This is a genomic window from Allobosea sp. BK604 (genome assembly GCF_004341515.1).
Taxonomy (GTDB): Bacteria; Pseudomonadota; Alphaproteobacteria; order Rhizobiales; family Beijerinckiaceae; genus Allobosea.
Window position 1 is genome coordinate 367,636 of sequence record NZ_SLZF01000001.1, and the last position, 20,134, is coordinate 387,769.

General features: G+C 60.4%; 16 protein-coding genes. 8 read left to right on the forward strand and 8 right to left on the reverse strand.

Features of this window, described 5'->3' with window-relative positions; translation table 11 throughout:
* The first annotated feature begins 240 nt into the window (after positions 1-240).
* The 4 genes from EV560_RS01920 to EV560_RS01935 all read left to right on the forward strand — a co-directional run bounded on the left by EV560_RS01920 (position 241) and on the right by EV560_RS01935 (position 3,443).
* Positions 241-507: a hypothetical protein gene (locus tag EV560_RS01920; protein WP_131853448.1), complete on the forward strand. Its 267-nt coding sequence runs from the start codon at positions 241-243 to the stop codon at positions 505-507.
* 549 nt (positions 508-1,056) lie between these two features.
* Positions 1,057-1,473, forward strand: coding sequence for a hypothetical protein (locus tag EV560_RS01925; protein WP_131853450.1), 417 nt, complete (start codon positions 1,057-1,059; stop codon positions 1,471-1,473).
* A 78-nt stretch (positions 1,474-1,551) separates the two neighbouring features.
* Positions 1,552-2,223, forward strand: coding sequence for a calcium-binding protein (locus EV560_RS01930; protein WP_165923274.1), 672 nt, complete (start codon positions 1,552-1,554; stop codon positions 2,221-2,223).
* Between the two features lie 143 nt (positions 2,224-2,366).
* Positions 2,367-3,443, forward strand: coding sequence for a calcium-binding protein (locus tag EV560_RS01935; RefSeq protein ID WP_282568827.1), 1,077 nt, complete (start codon positions 2,367-2,369; stop codon positions 3,441-3,443).
* 360 nt (positions 3,444-3,803) lie between these two features.
* Here the strand turns inward: EV560_RS01935 and EV560_RS01940 are convergent, their stop codons facing one another.
* Entirely contained in the window at positions 3,804-4,103 is a 300-nt protein-coding gene (locus EV560_RS01940) for a hypothetical protein (protein ID WP_131853456.1), read from the reverse strand.
* Between the two features lie 336 nt (positions 4,104-4,439).
* Complete coding sequence (locus tag EV560_RS01945) at positions 4,440-7,520, reverse strand: thiol-disulfide oxidoreductase DCC family protein (RefSeq protein WP_131853458.1); 3,081 nt, start codon at positions 7,518-7,520, stop codon at positions 4,440-4,442.
* A 477-nt stretch (positions 7,521-7,997) separates the two neighbouring features.
* Here EV560_RS01945 and EV560_RS01950 point away from each other — a divergent pair, with 477 nt between their 5' ends.
* The 4 genes from EV560_RS01950 (at position 7,998) to EV560_RS01965 (ending at position 14,178) form a co-directional block, all read left to right on the forward strand.
* Positions 7,998-9,029 (forward strand): acyltransferase family protein, encoded by a 1,032-nt coding sequence (locus EV560_RS01950; protein ID WP_131853460.1) that lies wholly within the window; start codon positions 7,998-8,000, stop codon positions 9,027-9,029.
* A gap of 286 nt (positions 9,030-9,315) precedes the next feature.
* Positions 9,316-10,734 (forward strand): mannose-1-phosphate guanylyltransferase/mannose-6-phosphate isomerase, encoded by a 1,419-nt coding sequence (locus EV560_RS01955; protein WP_131853462.1) that lies wholly within the window; start codon positions 9,316-9,318, stop codon positions 10,732-10,734.
* Between the two features lie 476 nt (positions 10,735-11,210).
* Positions 11,211-12,368: a dTDP-4-amino-4,6-dideoxygalactose transaminase gene (rffA, locus tag EV560_RS01960; RefSeq protein ID WP_131853464.1), complete on the forward strand. Its 1,158-nt coding sequence runs from the start codon at positions 11,211-11,213 to the stop codon at positions 12,366-12,368.
* Positions 12,334-14,178 (forward strand): hypothetical protein, encoded by a 1,845-nt coding sequence (locus tag EV560_RS01965; protein ID WP_131853466.1) that lies wholly within the window; start codon positions 12,334-12,336, stop codon positions 14,176-14,178. The genes rffA and EV560_RS01965 overlap by 35 nt, the downstream gene beginning before the upstream one ends.
* A 14-nt stretch (positions 14,179-14,192) precedes the next feature.
* On the opposite strand, the gene EV560_RS01970 is transcribed toward EV560_RS01965, so the two are convergent.
* From EV560_RS01970 to EV560_RS01995, 6 genes are all read right to left on the reverse strand, one after another.
* Positions 14,193-15,281 carry a hypothetical protein gene (locus EV560_RS01970; protein WP_131853468.1) on the reverse strand — a complete coding sequence of 363 codons (1,089 nt, stop codon included), beginning with the start codon at positions 15,279-15,281 and terminating at the stop codon, positions 14,193-14,195.
* 149 nt (positions 15,282-15,430) lie between these two features.
* On the reverse strand, positions 15,431-16,414 hold the full coding sequence (locus EV560_RS01975) for a lysylphosphatidylglycerol synthase transmembrane domain-containing protein (protein ID WP_131853470.1): 984 nt from the start codon (positions 16,412-16,414) through the stop codon (positions 15,431-15,433).
* A gap of 175 nt (positions 16,415-16,589) precedes the next feature.
* Positions 16,590-17,414, reverse strand: coding sequence for a phytanoyl-CoA dioxygenase family protein (locus tag EV560_RS01980; RefSeq protein WP_131853472.1), 825 nt, complete (start codon positions 17,412-17,414; stop codon positions 16,590-16,592).
* Between the two features lie 106 nt (positions 17,415-17,520).
* Positions 17,521-18,393, reverse strand: coding sequence for a glucose-1-phosphate thymidylyltransferase RfbA (gene rfbA / locus EV560_RS01985; protein ID WP_131853474.1), 873 nt, complete (start codon positions 18,391-18,393; stop codon positions 17,521-17,523).
* 62 nt (positions 18,394-18,455) lie between these two features.
* Positions 18,456-19,463, reverse strand: a complete 1,008-nt coding sequence (locus EV560_RS01990; protein WP_131853476.1) for a glycosyltransferase family 2 protein — start codon at positions 19,461-19,463, stop codon at positions 18,456-18,458.
* Positions 19,460-20,128 (reverse strand): class I SAM-dependent methyltransferase, encoded by a 669-nt coding sequence (locus EV560_RS01995; protein ID WP_131853478.1) that lies wholly within the window; start codon positions 20,126-20,128, stop codon positions 19,460-19,462. Before EV560_RS01995 ends, EV560_RS01990 begins: the two co-directional genes overlap by 4 nt.
* Positions 20,129-20,134 lie beyond the last annotated feature (6 nt).

Below are 20,134 nucleotides of genomic sequence, written 5' to 3' on the forward strand. Positions count from 1 at the left end.
GCCCGAGCACCTCCTATCACCGACCTTCGGTGCCCAGCCTGTCAGCTACGCTGGTAGCAATATTATCTGGTGAGCTGACGCAGCGGTCGAACACACGTACTGCGGTCGCTTACGCGTCGCGGCTGTTCATCCCGATGCTCCAGGTTTGGACATGCGCGAGTCCATCGCATGGCTCGGATTGCGGACCGGGCAGGACTAGGATAGGCAGGAGAAACACGGGCCTGCGACACAAAGAACGCTATGGACAAAGACGAAGCCTACCCGACTACCACACCGGCGAGCGCCTTGATGAACGACGGACTTCTTCCTCGCTGGGTACTGAAGATCGCCAATGGCGGAGGCGTGTTTATCGGCATCTGGATGTCCACCGGCCGCTTCTGGCCGGCCTTTTGGGTTGCGGCTGTTACGACGTTCATGGCCGGCATTGGTATTGGCTGGCAGGCCCTGCAATTCGTCAGCGTCGGTTCGCTGGTCTTCGGAATATTGCGCGTATTTGGCGCTATCTGACGTCAATAGCCATCAGGCGACGAACGCCACTTGGAGCCTGCTCGGCATTACGCTTTCTTCGGGGCCGAGTGCTTGACGCGACGAGCCCAACGCCCGATTGCCATCTCAAAAAAGCGATGGGAAAGCAGCGCGATTGCTATCTGGCTTCGCGAGATAGCTTTGAACCCTTGATTTCTATCTCCACAAATCGTTGCCGCCGATGAACTCGGAGGTCACGCGCGTTTTTTGCGCCGCTCTGAGATCCGACGCGCATCTCGCGAGCTACGGCCACACCGTCGAGAATCGCGCTCTCGAGGCCCAACTCGAACGATGTCATGCGTGACGGTCGGCACGCGCGGTCCGGTCATGGCCCCAAGGACGCCAAGCCGGCGATAACTTGACCGTCGCCGCGACCGGCCTGGATCGCAGAACACGACGCCCCCCCGCACGCTGCGGACTCGCCAGCCAGCGGCGCATTGATCCTCCAGGGGGGCGCAAGCGCAAACAGGACCAGAGATTCCATTCTGACACCGGATCGACTATCGCTGGCAATAATCGGAGGGAGTTGGAATGAGACCTTTGGGAACCCTCGCAGCGGCGGTTCTGCTGATCGCTTCCGTTCGAGCTTATGGACAGACCGCGCAGGATTTTACCCGCGCCTGCCCTGTGAGCAACGAAGCCTGCGCCAATTCAAAGGCATCGTTCGAACAGGTTTTCCCGCTCGCCATCAAGGGGGATGTCAAGGCGCTGCGTCAAGTCGCGCTATGCCTCGTCTCGGGATGCGATGGCGCAGTTCAGGCTGAACCAATCGCCGGCTGCTCGTGGCGGATCGTCGTCGCCGCGGCCGTCTACCCGCAGGTCGACGAGGACGACCTCTCGCTCATGATCAATGACTGCAAGATTTTGAACCAGACTGAGATGCAGAGCGCCCGCAATCACGCAGCAACCTTGGTGCAGGCGATCTATGCGCGCCCGCTCTTGCCATGATTGAGCTCGACCCAAACGAAACTTGGCCTCGTCGGCGCGATCCGATGGGGCCAGATTTCAGGCGTAAACACAAGAGCTGTGGGTGACCTGCATCTTGCTTCCGGGTCCCCAACATGTCGGCGCAACGGCGGCAACGACACCTTGCTCGGAGGGGCGGACAACGACCATCTGGATGGGAGTGCCGGGGCCGACTGGCTCGATGGAGGGGAAGGCTTCGACCACGCACGCTATGATGGTTCGCTAGGCGGTGTGGTGGTGCGTCTCGATGTCGGAATGGGCCTTAACGGCGATACCCAAGGCGATACGCTCATCGACGTCGAAGGCCTGATCGGCTCCGGCCAGCGGGACTATTTGATCGGCGATGGTGCAGCGAACACCCTGCACGGTCAGGGCGGAAACGACTGGCTCTATGGTCAGGGTGGTGCCGACCAACTCTTCGGCGGCGACCGTTCGGACCAGCTGCTCGGCGGCGCCGGCGCCGACTACTTGGCCGGGGGCGCCGGCAACGACCAGTACTGGACCCTGGCCGCTGACTTTCAGGCTGGCGTTTTCGACGTGGTCGATGGTTTTGGCGAGACCGCCAACAATTTCGACTATCTTCGGTTCGAAGGCATCAACCCCGCGCAGCTCACGTTCAATCAGAGCGGCAGCAGTGTCATCATTAGCACTGCGGCGCTCGGTGGCTCAGGCGGCATCATCCTCACCCATTTCAGCGTGCCTCAGCTTGGCGATCAGCTGATCTTCGCCTGAGCGAACGTACATCGCGGGCCGGCGCGATCCTGCGGGGTAGCCGGTCCGTGCGTTCGTCGGTCCCGACCATTGACCTCCAGCCTGCACACGGTTTAGTTGCAGAGTATTCTATTGCACCTTGCAGCCTGAATTGGATGAAGCCGATGCCTGTGCAGCTAATGGGAACGGATGAGGCGGATTGGATCTACGTGTCGCCGTATTCGGGAATGTACGTCGTTGTTGGGAAGGACGGCGACGACCGTCTGGAGTTCGGAGGGAACTCTGGCGCTTACGGCGAGATATACGGTGATGGCGGGAATGACTCGCTATATGGCGATTCAGAGATAGCTGGAGACGACTATCTGTCTGGCGGCGACGGTGACGATAACCTATTCGGCTATGGCGGAAACGACACGCTGTTGGGCGGAGCGGGCAACGATTTTATGGTGGGAGGCACCGGAGCCGATCGCCTCTTTGGGCAAGATGGCAATGACGTCCTCTCTGTCATAAGCGGCACCAACTACCTCGACGGCGGTGCAGGGGATGACGAGCTTGATGGCGGCGGCGGCATCGATACGATGTTCGGTGGCGAGGGCAACGACACCTTTTACTCAAGGCAGGGCAATGACTTCCTGTATGGCGGGGGCGGAAATGACTTTCTTCGCGCGGCTGAGGGAGCCGACTGGATCGATGGTGGGACTGGCTTTGATTATGCCATCTACACCAATTGGGTCAAAGGCGTTGTGGTCCGGCTCGATGTCGGCATGGGCGTCGGCGGCGAGGCTCAGGGCGATACATTGGTCAATATCGAAGGGGTGATTGGCTCTGCCCTCCAGGATTTTCTGATTGGAGATGCGGGAGAGAACGTCCTCTTTGGTCAGGACGGCAATGACTGGCTCTACGGTCAAGGTGGAGCCGATCAGCTCTACGGCGGCAATGGATCGGACCAGATTCTCGGCGGCTCGGGCGCGGACTACCTTTCCGGCGGTGCTGGCAACGATCAGTTCTGGTTTCTGGCCGCTGATTTTCAACCCGGCGTATTCGACGTCATCAACGATTTCGCCTACACGGACGAAACCGTCGACTATCTGCGTTTTGAGGGAATCACTTCAGACCAGCTTTCGTTTACCGACGTCAGCGGCAGCGTCGTCATCAGCACCGCGGCGCTCGGCGGTTCCGGGGGCATCATCCTGACCAACTTCAGTGTCGCGCAGCTCGCCGGGCAATTGATCTTCGCCTGAGCGACGCTGATATCGTAGGCTGGCGCACTCCTTCTGGGGTGCCGCCGGCTTTTTGGGCTGCGCTTCTCTGAGGTTCATCAGCACATCAGCGCGAGCGATGTGGTTGCTGGTCGGAACCAGGCGCTCACCGTCCAGGGGCATGAGCGATCAGCCAACATGCGCCATACCGCGTGAAAGGCCCCCTCATCCTTCTGGAGAAGCTGGAATTTGCTACCAACATCGTCATTCGAACGATAAGCGGCGTTTTGCCGAAGCAGGGGCCTTCAGCCGGATCGAAGCACAAGGCCACTGCATCGGAGGCGGAGGTCATGGCGCAACGGATGTTGCGCGAACGCGAGCCTAGGCAACTCGCACCTGTCGCTACTGTTTGGCGTAGTCACGTCCGAGCTTGGTCTCATACTCCGTCAGAGAGGCCCTAAGCGCCTCCAGCTCCTTGCTGCTCGGCTCGCTTTGCTCAAGCTCTCTGATACGTTGCAGCTTTGCCTGATACTCAATTTCCGCCTTCTCGTCCTCAGTGAGCGTAGGCCTTTCGGTCTTCATGGCATCGCCTCCTGGCTGACGGGGCTCCGACGTTCCGCCGGGCAACGCGTAGCTCTCGATTTTGTTCGCCCCGCCGCCGCCGCGTTGCAAAGCCCTGCGACGCGCGACGGGACGAGCCATGCCAGCCCTCGCTCTTCACCAATCCCACGCCGGATCGGATTGAGCCCTGCCCGACCGAGCTCGTGTCGAAATCGGTATTGGCCTCGACTTGCTCTTCGAGCTGAAATGGGCCGGCCATCGCCTCGCGCTCCATATCGAGGCGGGAAAGGCTGCTTTCCCAATCCTTGCACCTGGCAGGCCGCAGGATCGAAACCCTGGCCGGCCGCGCGCAGCGACGTCAATTTTTGTCGCACCCACATAGCCAAACCTTGGCGACCGGAAGGCGGGCGCCGGCCTTCTCTGACATTGACTTTGGGCTGAATGGCCCAAGCCAACCAAGGCTTGTGCCGCATGGCCCTAGCCAGCCTGACGATCCGACCGTATAGCACCCGCTTCAAGAGACACGGATGCTTGACCCATCTCGTTTCGAGGATCCGGCCGATGCCGTCTTCCACGGCATCGGCCGCGAATCCGCTCACGGCGCAGCTGACGTTCCGGCCACCATGGCTTGCAAAAAGAGGGCGCGTCCGGTTGCTGCATAGCGGGTACAGGCCCTCGTAGTACCGTCGGCACGTGCGGCCACGGCCAAGGCGAGATTCGTATCGAGAGCCTCTTGCACAGCGGCTGAAGCCGATGCTGCTTTTCGCAGTTCCCGTAATAGGAACACCCCTGCAGCGCAGCTCGCATCGCTACCGGGAAGTGCATCGGGGTCAGCCAGGCCCGGTTCGCGCTGGATGACCGAATGGATCCGCCCAATGCAGACCAACTCCCCCCCAGCGACTGATCGGTCAACAGATCGAGTGCGGCGGTCATCAAGCCACGATCGCTTGCGAAGGGTTGCTGAGACTCCACCAGCGTGTTTATCCAGCCCGCATCGGCCAGGCACGGATAGGCGATGGCGAGAGGCCCAGCTTCGGGCGGGACAATGCTGGGCGGCGGCATAACGGCCTGAGCCGCTGTTGTCGACAAGATGGCTTGCGAAAAACGGGCGCGCCCTAGAGCGGCAGCACGCACGCAGCCCCTCACATCGCCACGTGCCTGCGCCGCCTCGGCCCGAGCCAGGCCGACCTTGATGTCCTCATGGATCTCCTCGCTGCCGGAGGTGGCCGCTTCCAGCTCATGCAACAGCGCCAAGCCCGCGCCGCAACTTGCGGCATTGCCGCGGAGCGCATTGGGATCGGCAAGGCGCGGCTCTCGCTTGATCACAGCATACGCACGCGCCGCACAGGCGAGTTGGAACTCGCCATAGCGTTCCGGCAGCAGTTCGAGTGCGGCAGCGACCAGCTCGCGATTGCTTGCGAAGGGCTGCTGCGATTGAACGAGAGTGTTGATCCAGCCGGCATCGGCCCGACAGGGATAGGACAAACTGAGCGGCATCCCGCTGGCGGAAAAGATGCGCGGAAGCTTCGCTCGATGCAGGGCTTCGTCGACCCCCTCTTGATCAAATTCGAGCGCCACCAGGCTCCCCGCAGTCAAATCGAACGTAGCCCGGCACAGAACAAAGGAAGCAGGCTCGATAGGTTCATATTTTAAAAAATCGTCGTAACTCGGCCATGAGTTCAGAATAAGACTCACCACCATATAATCTTTTTCATCACCTTCTTCAGAAAACTGAACAAAATCCTGATATAAACCCGCCATCTTTGAAATATAACTCGGCTCGCACCCGATATTTGTTCTCGACATTGCACGAAAATTAGCAGTAAATTTGTATATACCCTTATCGTTCTTGTAAAACTCCAGGCGCTTTTCGGCATCTAAGCTTAGAAATTGCCTATCTTCTTCGACAAAGTATCTCGATAAATGAGTATGAAATGCGCTCAAATCGGCTTCGTTGAAAACATTGATCTTACCTATTCCGAAGCCAAGCGGGGCAGCGCCCACAATAGTCCGCGAGAAACGCCCCACCGGGCCAAGATCGCCGTCAGTACTGCCGAGCGGAAGCCTTGCGAGGAAGGCCGCGGATAGAACGGCAAGCGCCAAAAAAACGCTGGACAGGGCTGTGGTCCAGACCTGAACCGGCCGAGACCCGAAAATGGAGGGTGTCAACGCTTGTCGCGCACCAACGAAACGATCCGGGATTGCCGAGGCTGTGCAGACGCCGAACAGTCGGATGCGACGATCGGCGACAAAGCGATAGCACCACATGCCGACCCGAAACCATCGGCCGAGCATGAGTGGAATGAAGACCGGCCACAGCAACGGCAGGCGTCGGGAAAGCGTTTCGTAAAGGGCATATCCGATAAAGTGTCGGCTATTGCGCAGGTCGATACCGACCAGATCGATCAAGCCCTGATCGAGTGTAACGCCATGCTGCTCGGCAAACGCCAAATTGCGGCGGATCGGACGAAACTCGACCTGCCCAAAAATGTCGAGCCATGCAATGGTTCGCACCGTGCGGTCACAGAGATTACAGCGATCGTCGAACAGCACGGCAATCGAGACCGCCTCTCGTCCGATGAGCCATCGCGCGGGGAAGAACAACACAAACCAGAATACGAGCTCGTACCAGCCCAGAAACTGCAGCGGCAGCACAAATGTGCTGATGAGGAAGAAGGCCAGCCCCCATCCGATCACGAAGCTGCGGACCAGACGCCCCATGAAGAGCCCAGGAAGCACCAGGACGTACCAGACGTACATCCCGTAGATCGAAACCCGGCTCAAGTTCACGAAAAGCCATGGACTCGACTGATAAAGATCCCACGCCTGTTCGTGGAGCGCCGGATTCGAGGCAGGCGAGAGCATGACCCAGGCGATCACCATGCCTGATTGCCACGCCTCGTCATTGAGGTGCCACGAGACCGAATAGAGGCAGACGCAGAAATAGGCGAAGAGCGCAGCGGCCTTCGCAACGAGAAGACGGTCCGGATCAGGCGTGCCCGTGATGCGCCAGAGCCACGCGACGATCCGCGAGAGCGCCCCGTCACCGGTTACAAGCAGGGAATCGACGGAGATGCGCCGTCCCGCGGGCGCAAGCAGGAGCAGCAGCAGCACCATCGACATAACCATGGAGCCAAGCGTCGAAGCGCCCAGCATGTTGTCGACCAGGATGTTCGCGCTGGCCATGAGCAAAAAAATTGCAACGGGCGCCATGAAGCCAATCAGGACGCAGACAGCAATCAGTACCGTTGCCCCGGTTAGCGCGAGCGTTGTCGTATTCCCGACCATCCAGCCGCCAACGAGGATCTCCCCATATCGCATCGTCGCCAGCACCCCGACAGCGATCCGGGCAATATCGATGATGGCAAGATCGGAGATCAAATCCTGTCGCGCGAACACCCCCCTTCTCCGCAGGAGCCCGGCCAGCGCCGTAAGCAAGGTCGCATCTGCCGTACCCCGACGGCGCACCAAGCCTACAAACGCAGCTGACAGGAGCACGACCACCAAAAAGGTGATCATTTCTCGAATCGGATCGCTATCTGAAAAGGCGTAGGTCAAGAAATCGGCACTCTAACGGCCATCACCGGCACGGGCGCAGTTGGAGGGGAATCGCTCACACATTTGCCTAGCTTAGGCCATCTTCCGATCAACTTCACACACAACTTCTGGTTAGAATGACACGCGTGCCATGATATGCTCGCATGGCAGTTGATCGCGCCACGTCACTTCCCGGCCGCGCGGCGAGCGTCAACGCGACCAGCGAATGGCACGGTGAGGAGCTGTATCCCAGGGAATCAAGCGGGGAGAAGCCGCTGTGGCTGAAAACATGTCCCGCATACGGCTCAGAACGCAATGCGCCCGGGGCGGGAAAGTGGCTCAGCAAGCGCGTGAAAGGGATTTGGCTGCGGGCTTGGATCGTGGTTACATTATTGGTACTCGTAATCGTTCCGAAGCGGAGCCGATAGCCGAACACCATGAATAGCCGCCCGGTCGTGGCCGCTGAATTCCGTCAACAGCGTGCTACGTAAGAAGCCCATGCGCAAGCCAAACACTTCATCATCGACGTGGGCTGCACTTGCGGCATTGAGGTTTTTCCTCGCGCTCATAATTGTGAACGCGCATATTGGGATGATCTACCCGATAGGGATGTCGTTCTTCGATCTGCCCGATCTTTATAGATTCGGGCGTCGCTTGGGTCCACTCGCGGCGATCATCGGATTCCTCGCCATATCCGGCTTCAGCATAGCCCACAGTTATTCGGTCGCACCGACTGGCTTCTATCTGCGCCGTGCGGTTCGGATCTTCCCGACCCTCGGATTCGCGATTGCGCTTTATGCCGCCGGACTACTCGCTTGGGGGCCAATTCAGACGACCGGCGGCGTCTTGGCAGGAATGCCGCCAATCCCGGATCTGATAGCGCCATTCCTGGCGCTGAACGGCATCACACACGGGTCTTTCCTTGGGCCAACCTGGTCGCTCGCGGTTGAGATGCTATTTTATGTACTCACGCCGCTTATTGCGCTCATGCCGCGCCCTGCTCTCCTTGCTGCAATAGCCGCGTCTGCCACGCTCTATTGGTTTAACGAGGCCCTCGGCATCGGAACGTTCCCCGGCAACTTCTACGGCTTGTCGGCCGCATCGCTCTTTTGGGCATGGGGCGGTGCCTTCTATTTTTACCGCTTCCCCAGTTGGCTCGCGATGGTTGGATTTTCGTTGTTGGGCGTCACCCTGCTCACGCGGCTCAATTTGGAAGGCGGGGTGTGGTCGCGCCAAGTCTTTGTCTTGACAGTCGTCGTCATCGCTGCGTCCAGCCTATCGCGATGGAGAGCCCGCCTGCCGGAGCGCTTCATGATGTACCTTGGCGATCTTTCATATCCCCTGTTCCTGCTCCACGTACCGGTCATCGTAATTGGAAACGGCAAATTCGGCATTGAAAGCGCTTCACTTCTGATCTTGATCGCGTTGGGGTTATCCTCGTTCTGCCTCCACTTTATCGAGCGACCGATAGCGGCTGCAGTTCGGTCAGCGCCTTTGGATCGGGCGCGACGTCATGCGACCGTTCAATAGATCCCGGACCGGGTCACGATGCCGATCGGCCGGGAATGATGGCTCCAACGTCAAACACATATGGTCCCCGATGAGTGCCGGCATTCAAGGGAGGGTTGCCCAGCGCCACGTGGGTGTCGCCGGATAACCCACGTCTCCTTGGCGTCGTCCCGCGGACGGGAGCCAGCCATCTGCCTCGAGAGGTGGGACCGACGTTCACCGGATGGTAGGCTTCGTTCGATTATCCGCTTTCGCTGTACGACGTCGCATTGACCGATACAGCACGCCTTTTTAACGAGCGCCCGCGATGAACCTCACCAAGATCGTTCCGCTTGTCATGGCCGGCGGCTCAGGCACCAGGCTCTGGCCACTTTCGCGCGATACCTTGCCGAAGCAGTTTCTCCCGCTGCTCGATGACGGGCGCTCCACGTTTCAGGCAACGCTGCAGCGCCTCGCCGATCCGCGCTTTGGAGCGCCGGTCGTGATTACGAACAACGACTTCCGCTTCATCGCTGCCGAGCAGATGCTCGCTATCGGCATCAAGGGTGAGATTGTGCTCGAGCCGGAGGGGCGCGATTCTGCTGCCGCAGTCGCAGTCGGCACTGTCCTGGCCATGCAGCGCGGTGTCGATGCGATCTGCGTCGCCCTTGCGGCCGACCACATCATTCAAAACACCGACGCCTTTCACGCTGACTGCGCGATCGCGGCCGAGCTCGCAGCCTCCGGCTTGATCATGACGCTCGGCATCACGCCGACCCATCCCGCTACGAGCTATGGCTATCTCGCCCGTGGCGAACTCTTGGACGCTCCGCGCGCTAGCAGATTGCTGCGTTTTGTCGAGAAGCCCGATCTCGACCGCGCCAAGCGCTATTTGGAAGAAGGCTATCTCTGGAACAGCGGCAATTTTCTATTCGCCGCCGCGACGATGCGGGAGGAGTTGTCGCGACACGCTCCGGAAACCCTGGCGGCGGCAACCGCAGCGGTTGCGGGAGCCGCTCGCGATCTTGATTTTCTGCGTCTCGATCCATCAGCCTTCTCTCGCGCTCCCAAGATCTCGATCGATTATGCTGTGATGGAGCGGACCGAGGCCGGGGGAGTTGTCGAGGCGACCTTCGATTGGTCCGATATCGGCACCTGGGATTCGGTCTACGAGATCAAGCCGAAGGACGCCGACCGCAACGTGCTTGAAGGCGACGTGGTCGCGCTCGATAGTCACGGCAACTATCTGCGCAGCGACGATTTGCTGGTCACGGTGCTGGGCCTTGACGACGTCGTCGTGGTTGCGACCCGCGATGCCGTATTGGTTTCCTCGATGGCGGCGGCCGGCAACGTCAAAACGCTGGTTCAGCACATGAAAACCGCGGGCCGCCCGCAGGCGAGCGAGCATCTCAAGGTCTACCGGCCCTGGGGCTGGTACCAGCGCATCGATATCGGCCAGCGCTTTCAGGTGAAGCGCATCAACGTCAAGCCCGGCGGGCTGCTCAGCCTGCAGAAGCATTTCCACAGGGCCGAGCACTGGGTTGTCGTCTCGGGCACAGCCGAGGTCACGGTCGACGACGAGACGAGATTCGTGCATGAGAATGAATCGGCTTATTTGCCTGTCGGTTGCGTCCACCGCCTGCGCAATCCGGGCAAGATCGATCTGGAGTTGATCGAGGTACAAGTGGGTAGCTATACCGGTGAGGACGACATCGTTCGCCTCGAGGATGTCTACGCACGCAAATAATTTGACTCACGCCGCGGACAATACAGTCACGCGGTACGGTTTGCCAAACTCTGGAGAGGTACGAGCGGGATGAAACGTCTCTCCGGCCAGGCTCGACGATTCCGGCAAAAATAGAAAGTCGAATACATTTCGGAAACTAAAAAAACTACGCTCAATACACCGAGGGAAAATATACCGTCAATAAATATGACAGAATAATATAAAATTTAATAATTGCGCCTGGAAAAATACGTTTGAATATACGAATATCATCATTAATTGAAATTTAATAGCACCTGAATCGAGAGGCAGCGGCTTAGTCGACTGGACACGCGGATGCTCCGCGTTGGAAGGCAGGGGCCTGCCGTATTGCGGTTTTTCGATATCCCCCTTATCCATGTTGAGGGACCCGCCACTGTGGGTTGCAGGAACGAATGTGCGCACGAGAAAAATAGCACTGTACCAGCAACCATCGAGATCTGACTGAAGAGCGCGACATGCCATCCGACCGGATTTACTTCAACAAGCCCCCAAAGACCGAGAAATCCCTTAAGTACATACTTGAATCCATTGAGAATGGCCGCATATCCGGTGATGGATATTTTACAGAACAATGCCATAAATGGATAGAACGGACGACCGGAACCTCCAAGGCCTTGTTGACTCATTCGTGTACGGCTGCTCTCGAAATGGCTGCCATCCTGGTGAACGCAGGACCCGGCGACGAAATCATCATGCCATCCTATACCTTCGCGTCGACGGCGAACGCCTTCGCGTTACGAGGAGCGATCCCGGTTTTTGTCGATGTTCGCGCCGATACTATGAATCTCGATGAGCGCCTGATTGAGGACGCCATTACTCCGGCGACAAAGGCGATCTGCGTGGTTCACTACGCCGGCGTTGCTTGCGAGATGGACTCGATTATGGCCCTTGCGAAGCGGCACGGGTTGGCTGTGGTCGAAGACGCGGCGCAGGCTCACCACGCCAGCTATCGCGGCCAGCAGCTGGGTACGTTCGGCGCCTTGGGCACGCTCAGCTTCCACGAGACCAAGAACATCGTCTCAGGTGAAGGCGGAGCGCTCCTGATCAACGATCCCGCCCTTGTGAAGCGTGCCATGATCATTCGCGAGAAGGGAACGAACCGAACGGAATTCCTCAACGGTCAGATCGACAAATACACTTGGATGGACATCGGATCATCTTATCTCCCAAGCGAGATGATCGCGGCCTTTCTTCTGGCCCAGCTCGAAAGCGGGGAAGACCTCATCACGCGGCGGCTGGCGATCTGGAACACCTACAACGATTCTCTGGCCTCACTGGAACAGCGCGGCCTCCTGCGCCGCCCCGGGGTGCCCGATGATTGCGCCCATAACGGCCACATCTACTATCTGCTCACGGAGACGCATGAGCAGCAACGCGATCTGCGCAACTGGCTGAAGCAGCACGAGATCGATACGGCGACCCATTATGTGCCGCTGCATTCCTCGCCAGCCGGCATGCGTTTCGGGCGTGCTCATGGCGATCTGCCAGTCACATGCGATCAAGCGAACCGCCTCGTGCGCCTGCCCGTCTGGTCTGATCTCCCCGAAGCCGCAACGCTCCGGGTCTGCGATCGTATTCATGAGTTTTTCGGACAGGCGCCTCGTGCGGCTTGAGACTTCGTCCGATGAGGCGCTTCCGCACCCGCCAGCTTCCCCTCGAAGCGATCGGCGCCTTCTCGATACACCATGGCTAGGTGAGTTTGCGGCGCTGGCAGCGATTTGCCTGCTTGCGCTGAATTCGGGCCTGTACAACCTGTTTCCGCCGATGGGCTGGGTCGATCCCGGCCTCTATATCTTCAACTTTCTGAATCCGGCCCAAAACATCGCCGATTACGGCGCGAACTACCACAGCACACGTATTCCCTTTATATTTCTGGGCTGGTTGAGCTACCGGGTTTTCGAGCCCGTTCTGGCGCAGCAGATGCTTGCCAACCTGTGCTATCTGATCGGACTCGCGTCACTGCTCTGCGTGGCCCGCGCGAGCATCGCTCGACCGGCCCTGCGACTGGTCTTCGTATTGGCTATCGCCTTGAGCCCCATCTGGGTCCGATGCTTCGTCGAAGGTTACGTCGACGGCCTCGCCATCGCCTTCGCGCTACTTGGAATCGCTGCCGCCCTATCTAAGCGCCTCGATGGATCCGAGGCTGTGCGTGGACCTGCCGCCGGCGCCGCGGCAGCCTTTGCCGTCGCGACACATCCGGTGCCGGGTGTTTTTGCCAGCGCCGCCATCTTCATGATCTTCATAGCCGGCGCGACGGGCTGGCGTCGCCTGTCGATCGCGCTGCTGGGCGCATTCTGCGGCGGCCTCGCCAGCCTCGTTTTCCTCGGTCTGGTGTCGTCATGGCTGGGCGGCCCCTTCCTCTTCCTTCTGCCTAGCGCCGAAACGGGCGCGCGCGGACTCAATGCGTCGGGTTCCAGCTTCGTCCTGCCGCTTTCCGCGTGGGTGCACGAAGGCCCTCGGGCAATTCTTGCACCGCTTGCGCTGGTGGTCGTTATGGCTGCGGCCCTGCTTCGCCGGGGCGTGGGACCAGATCGGAGGGTCTATGGCCTTTTGCTCGTCAGCTGCCTCGCCCTGGGCATCGTCGCGCTGGCAGAGGTTCATCAGCGCGGCCCTCTGCAGTTTCGCTTTTATGCGAGCTATCTTCTGGTGATCTTTATCCCATTCTGTGCCTTGCTGGTCGGCGCAGGACGGGATGCCAACTCCCGAAAGGATGCCGCGCTCGCAGCGGCGTTGGCCCTCCTCCTGCTTCTGATCTGGCGGTGGGATGCAAGTGTTTCGTTCGATGTCGTCTGGGCATTGCTTCTTGGCGGCTGCCTCCTGACTCTGATCGCCTTCGCTCTGCGTCGCGCCCGCATGGGCCTGTTGGCGGCTGTTTCGGTGCTGAGCCTCGCGGTCGTGACGGATGGGGAGCTAGCCAAGACGCTCACCGTCAACAATCCAGCGAAGCCACGTCTTCAGGCCCAGTTCGCGGCTAGAATCCACGATGCAGTCATTGCGGCCGGTGTCTCGGACCAGCGCATCGTAACCTGGTTTAATCGCGAGAGCGCAGAACGCGCGACCAGCTCAAGGGCGGTTTCGTCGTATCGACTGTATTTTGCTGGAACGACCTACAAATTCTCGCTGTTCGATGGCGCGACCGCCAGCATGGGATGGGATTTGACCTCGCTCGGCTTCGAAATGCCGAAGCCGGAGGGCGCGCTCTACCGGCAGCTGGCTATGCTTGCCAAGCGACCAACCGCCGCCGTTCTCCTCTGCATCGACGCGGCGGAGTGCCGGCGGGGCGCTCTCCAGCTCGCACTTGAGCCATCGCTCATCGTGTCGGAGCGGCTGACCACACGGATCGAAATACCCGATCTTCCGATCGTTCACCTCGTCATCATCGAGATGGCCTCCCGCCCGAGGCCGGCGACAAGACCGAGTTGAGCCGAAACCCGGCTTCAAGATCCGGGTTTCGTCGGCAGGGACTGAACAACCGTATAGTGCAAGTCTTTGCCGCCGACCGAAACCCTGCCCCCGCTAAGCAGAACCACGGTCTCGAACTCGATCGCATCGAGGACTTCATGCGCGGCAGAGCAATCAGAACGTTCCTCGCAGGCGATGACCACGACGACCGGGGCGCTGGCGTGGCGTAGCGCGTAGGAAAGCTCAAAAAGCGAGATGTCGGCGCGGCGCGGCAATTGCGTCACTGCCCCGAATTGAGCCACGCGCTGGGTCTGGTCCCAAAGCACGACGTGTCCCGCTCGGCGGACGAAGGGGCGTAGCAGGTCCTGAAAGGCGCGTTGTGTCATGCCCCTCGCCTGTTCCGCCGCAATCTGCCGGCGCGAAGTGGGAGGCGGTGCGCCGATCGCGAGCAAGGAGGCGATGAGACTGAGCGCCAGCATGCCCAGGGCGAGCACTTTCGCAGTTGCTGGCTCGCCAAGGCGGGAGCCTAGCGCCAGGATGCCCAGAAAAGGGCCCAAGCTTGCGCCGGCCAGAAGCAGTGGCGCCATCGCGTCGACAGCGCCGACGCTCATCCAGCCCGTTACGCCAGCGAGCAACGCGATTCCCATGACTGAAGCCACGGTCAGAAACAAGGCGGGAATCCGCCAGATCGTCCCGGTCAGGGCCAAGCCGATGAGGATAGCCACGAGCCCTGCCGCCATGCCCGGTGCCTGAGCGAGCAATACGAGCCAGGCCGGATTGCAGCCCAGCGCCAGGGCAGCGAACAAACCCATGAGAGTTGTCGAGCGCGGCGCGGCACAGGCGAAGGCGGCGGCGCAGGCGACAACCTGCAGAACCACGGCGACGAGCAGAGCCGCCCCGGCCGGCGTCAGCGCCCGGGATTGTTCCAGCGCCAGCAGCGGCCCCAGCAGCATTCGATCTAGTGACGGTGCCGGCCGCGCGAAACCGGAAAGCAGCCCCTCCAGCAGTTGCAGCACCGACGCCGGCGGCGCGCCGCTACGCGCGAAACCAATGCAGCCGGATACCGCAATCAGCATGACCAACGGGAGCATGATCGCTGGAAGCACCATCCAGCTATTTGCCATCCACTCTTTGCCAGTGGGATCTTTGGACGCAGCCAGTCCTAGCCATGCCTGCCATCGCGAGCCGCTCGGATCCGGAGCAGGCCGCGTTGTGCGCAAGAGCGGGAGAACAGGCCGCCCAGGCCCGAGTCGGCCGCCTTGTCCGGCAAGCCTCATGTGATCTTGGCGCCGGCCGGTTGGGCCTGGCCCGAGGCCTGCCCAGCCTTGCTGTCGGCCGCGTTCGGCGCGGGTTGGATGCGGCGCAAGAGCATCAGGATCGGCAGGTGGATCAGCCCGAGGCCGATCATCACCGGCGTCAACAGCCGGACCGCAATCGCCGCCGCCTCGGCCTGAAACGGCTCTTTGCCGAAACTGATCAACAGAGCCCGGATGGACAGTTCCGAGACCCCGAGCCCACCCGGCACCATCGACAAGGTCGCGACGACGGTTACCACTGAGACCAGGCACATGCTGGTCGGGAAATCGATACCAATGCCGACGCTCTGAATCGCCGCACGCCACAAGGCCGCCACCAACAGCCACTTGCCAGCGGTACATGCGATCAGGACCGCGAACCGCGACGGCGGCAGCGCGTCCTTCGACAGAGCCCGCAGGAGATTGCCGATACGGGTATCGGCGAAGCGCCAGGCGATAAAGCGCAGCAGGGCGGGCAGCGCGAACGTGCCGAGCAGGGCGCACCCGGCGGCAATCCCTGCGAGCGCGCCGAAATCGCCGCGCCAGGCCAAGCCGAGCGCCGCCAGCCAGAACACCATCACGAGATCGACGATACGCTCAAGCAGGAAGCCCATGGTCGACGTCGTGAACGTGACGTGCGAACGGCGGGCGAACTTGATCTTCAGCGATTCACCGAGTTGCATCGGCGTCTGCGAGGCAACCGCGATCACCACCGCGATATAGAGATAGATGTCGACGACATTGGCGAACCGCACCGGCTGGCCCGTCACTGCCAGCCATCGGACGGTGCCGAGCCCGAAGATGATGAGAAGGATCGGGACCGCGCTCAGCCCGAGCGCCGCCCAGTCAGCCCTGCCAATGACGGATCCGACTGCGCGCCAGTCGAACGCATAGAGTGCGACTCCGCAACAAAGCGCTGCGAGAACGTACGGCCAGAGATGGCGGGCGTAGCGAATTATCATCAAACGTTCCGGACCGGCCCTTCGAGTTCCTGATCGCCACCCGACGGCCCGGGGGTGCGTGCGGAATCACTGGCTCCACTCGACGATCACGCCGCCGCTTTAACAAATGCAGCGCTGCACCACAACGTTGGCAAAAACGGCGGCGGACCTGGGCGGCGGCGGGCGCGTTGCGCGCCTACTTGGCGGATTTGGCGCGCCTTTGCGCGTAATAGGCCTCGACATTGACCGGAACCTGATAATCGTACCCGAGAAGCTTGCGCTCGTAGGGGTCCTGCGTGAAGTCGTCGCCGAGAACCGTCGGCATGTCGACCTGCTGCTTCATCATCGGGATGGTATAGACGTGATTGACGGCGCGGCGCGGCGTCTCGGTCCGATTCACCCCGCCAGCATGATAGACCATGCAGTCGAGCACGATGAAGGAGCCGGCGGGCGCGACCGCCTGTACTTCCAGCGCCTTGACGATGGTGTCGGACGGAAAGGCCTCCTGCTTGTGGCTGCCCGGCACGACATGGGTCGCGCCATTCTCGAGTGTGAAGGGATCGATGCAGAACAGCGCGTTGATCGCCAGCGGCCGCGACGAGACATAATGCTGGTAGGGCAAGTCGCGGTGATAAGCGCTCTGATTGTAGCGCTGCGCCCGGCCTGGATTGATCACACCATTCTGCTGGTTGAGCAGGAAGGCCTCGCCCATCAGCCGCCGGCAGATCTCAACCACGACCGGGTTGCGCGCGAGGTCCAAAAACGTCCGGTCATAAACCATCGGTACGCGCACCGTGTTGTGCTCGTCGATCGCCACCAGATTGTCGCGCCCGAAGCGCTCCTCCATCTGCCCCTTCGCGGCATCGAATTTCTGCGACAGCTGCACGAGTTCCGCGCTGGAATATCCTCCATCAACAATCGCATAGCCGAGGAGGCGCAATTGCTCGATCGCATGGTCGACGGCCGTTTCCGAGAGCGTTTGCTCGCGGACGCCATAGCGCGGGAAGGCTTCGTCTGACATCTCAAATTCTCCCAGAACAGGGTTGTTAGCGCTTGTTCAAGTGTTTCTCGTCTGTAGGCAACCCTAAATCCCCGAGATTGCCCTGGGCGGCCCTGACCGACGCGCTCTAATATCCACCGTCGGCAAGGGCGATGAGATAACGACCATAAGGGCTCTTCCCAACGCGCTCTCCGAGCGCGCGCAACTGTGCAGCGTCGATAAAGCCGCGGTCGAAGGCGATCTCCTCGGGGCAGCAAATCCGCGTCCCCTGACGCCGCTCCAGAGCCTGAACGAAATGAGAGGCATCAGTCAGCGAATCGGGTGTGCCGGTGTCAAGCCAGGCGAAGCCCCGCCCGATCAGTTCGACGCGGAGCCGGTTTTGCTCGAGATAGTGTCGATTCACATCGGTGATCTCGAGTTCACCACGCGCAGAGGGCTTGATCGAGGCAGCTATCTCGACGACGTCCTCGTCATAGAAATAAAGCCCGGTCACGGCCCAGTTCGAGCGCGGCTTGAGCGGCTTCTCCTCGATCGAGACCGCGCGGCGCTCTTTGTTGAATTCCACGACGCCATAGCGCTCCGGGTCAGTGACTCGATAGCCGAACACTGTCGCGCCAGTGGGCTGCGCCACAGCCTGCGCAAGCAGGCCGGACAATCCGGCGCCATAGAAGATGTTGTCGCCGAGGATCAGCGCGGACGGACCACCACGGACGAAATCGGCGCCGATAATATAGGCTTGAGCCAGCCCCTCGGGCTGCGGCTGCTCGGCATAGGACAGGGAGAGCCCCCAATCGCTGCCGCTGCCGAGCAAATCGCGAAAATGCGGCAGATCGCGCGGAGTCGAGATGATGAGTATCTCGCGGATTCCGGCCAGCATCAGCACCGAGAGCGGATAATAGATCATCGGTTTGTCATGGATCGGCAAAAGCTGCTTCGACATGACCATTGTCATCGGATGAAGCCTGGTCCCGCTTCCGCCCGCTAGTATGATCCCCTTCATATCCGAACCCTGTCCTGAAGCTTGGCGCGATTGACGACCAGAATATGATCAGGCCGTGCTGGTTAAGGCTGGGTGCGCGCCATATGCACGCCCGCACTCGCGCGCGACGTGATCGCACGATTGATCTCACCGCCGCGAATGCGCTTGTGAACAATGTAAAGTGGCCGGTCCTTGGCCTCCTCGAAAGCCTGGAATGCAAGCACGCCGACAAGCGCCAGCGCGGAACTGCAGCCGATCGCGATCAGCGAGCCGAGCGCGAGAACGGCCCTGCGGACAACCCCGTCGGCCGCGAAGTCAAAGCCCAGCAGCGCAATCAGGAGAAGCGCCACGCCCGCAAGCCCTGCCAAGCCAGTGGCGAGCAGAAGCAGTCGTTGCAGAGACGCGGCGTAGAATTTCATGCCCTGGAAGGCATGGGACAGCAGGCGCATGAAATTATACGAGGACCGGCCATGCGAGCGCTTGTCGCGCGCGAACTCTATCTCGGCATGGGCGAAACCGAGCCAATACAGGATAAAAAGATAGTGCCTGTTGGACTCCTTCAACGACAGATAAGCCTCGACGACTGGCCGGGTTATCAGTGTGAAGGTGCCGTATTCGGGATCGATTTTCCGTCCGGCGATCCATTCGAGCAATCTGAAGTAAAGCTTGCCGAACAGGACGCGCGAGCCTTTCTGGTGATCGGCCTTTCGCTTGGCGTAGACAACGGGAGCCTCGGTCGCGCTGGCCTTTTCGTAGATCAGGGGAATGGCTTCAGGTTGATCCTGCAGATCACCATCCATGACGATGACCTTTTCGCCGCAGGACTCCGCCAGACCGGCCGTAATCGCGATATGCTGGCCGTGATTGCGTGCCAGGCGCAGCAACGTGACCCGGGAATCGCCGGCGACGGCTTCAAGCAGGAGATCCCATGAGCCATCCGGGGAAACATCGTCGATGAAGATGATTTCATAATCGACCTGCATGCCGACCAACGCACGCGTCAGCCGTTCGTACAGTTCGAAGATTGCGCCTGCGCAGCCATAGATCGGAATCACGACGGACAGGTCGCGGGCGCTGCCGCTGGAGATCATAATGTTTCTGACGCAGAGGAAGGGGTTTTCGGTCCGCGCTGACCTTCGATCGGCGCACTGATCTCCATAATCCAGTAGGTATAGGGGAACCAGTTCCGGTGGATCAGGTGTCCTTTGACATCCGAGAACGCGCTACGGGCGAGTTGAGCATAGGCGTCCGGCGCGCGCACGTTCTGGCCTCGATCCTTCGAGATGATCCAGCGAGCAACCGCGTTCTGGCCGGGAACGAACGTGCCATCCACCGTGACGATCCGTCCGCCCGGCTTGAGGCCAGGTACGAGTATCTTGAATAAATTCTCGACCTCATCGTCATCCAGATGATGAAGAAGGCCAGTCGCAAGGATCAGATCGAACTCGCCCAGACTGCGCATGGCGTCGCTGTCGAGCAGGGCGGCAAAGAAGCGGCCGCGCGTCCCCCAACGACTTCGCGCATTCTCGATATAGGGCTCGCTGACATCGTAGCCGACATAGTCGACCTCCGGCAGGACGGTTAGAATATCGGCAGTGCCGCAGCCGACATCGAGCACGCGATCGCCGGCCCGCGCCCTGAAGTATGCATCCTGCATCCAACGGCGATTACGGCTGGCGCCCATCAATGTCTGAGCGAAATCATAGACCGCGGGGTGCGACAGGACAGCCCGAACCCCCTTCGTAATCTGCGCCATCCTTGG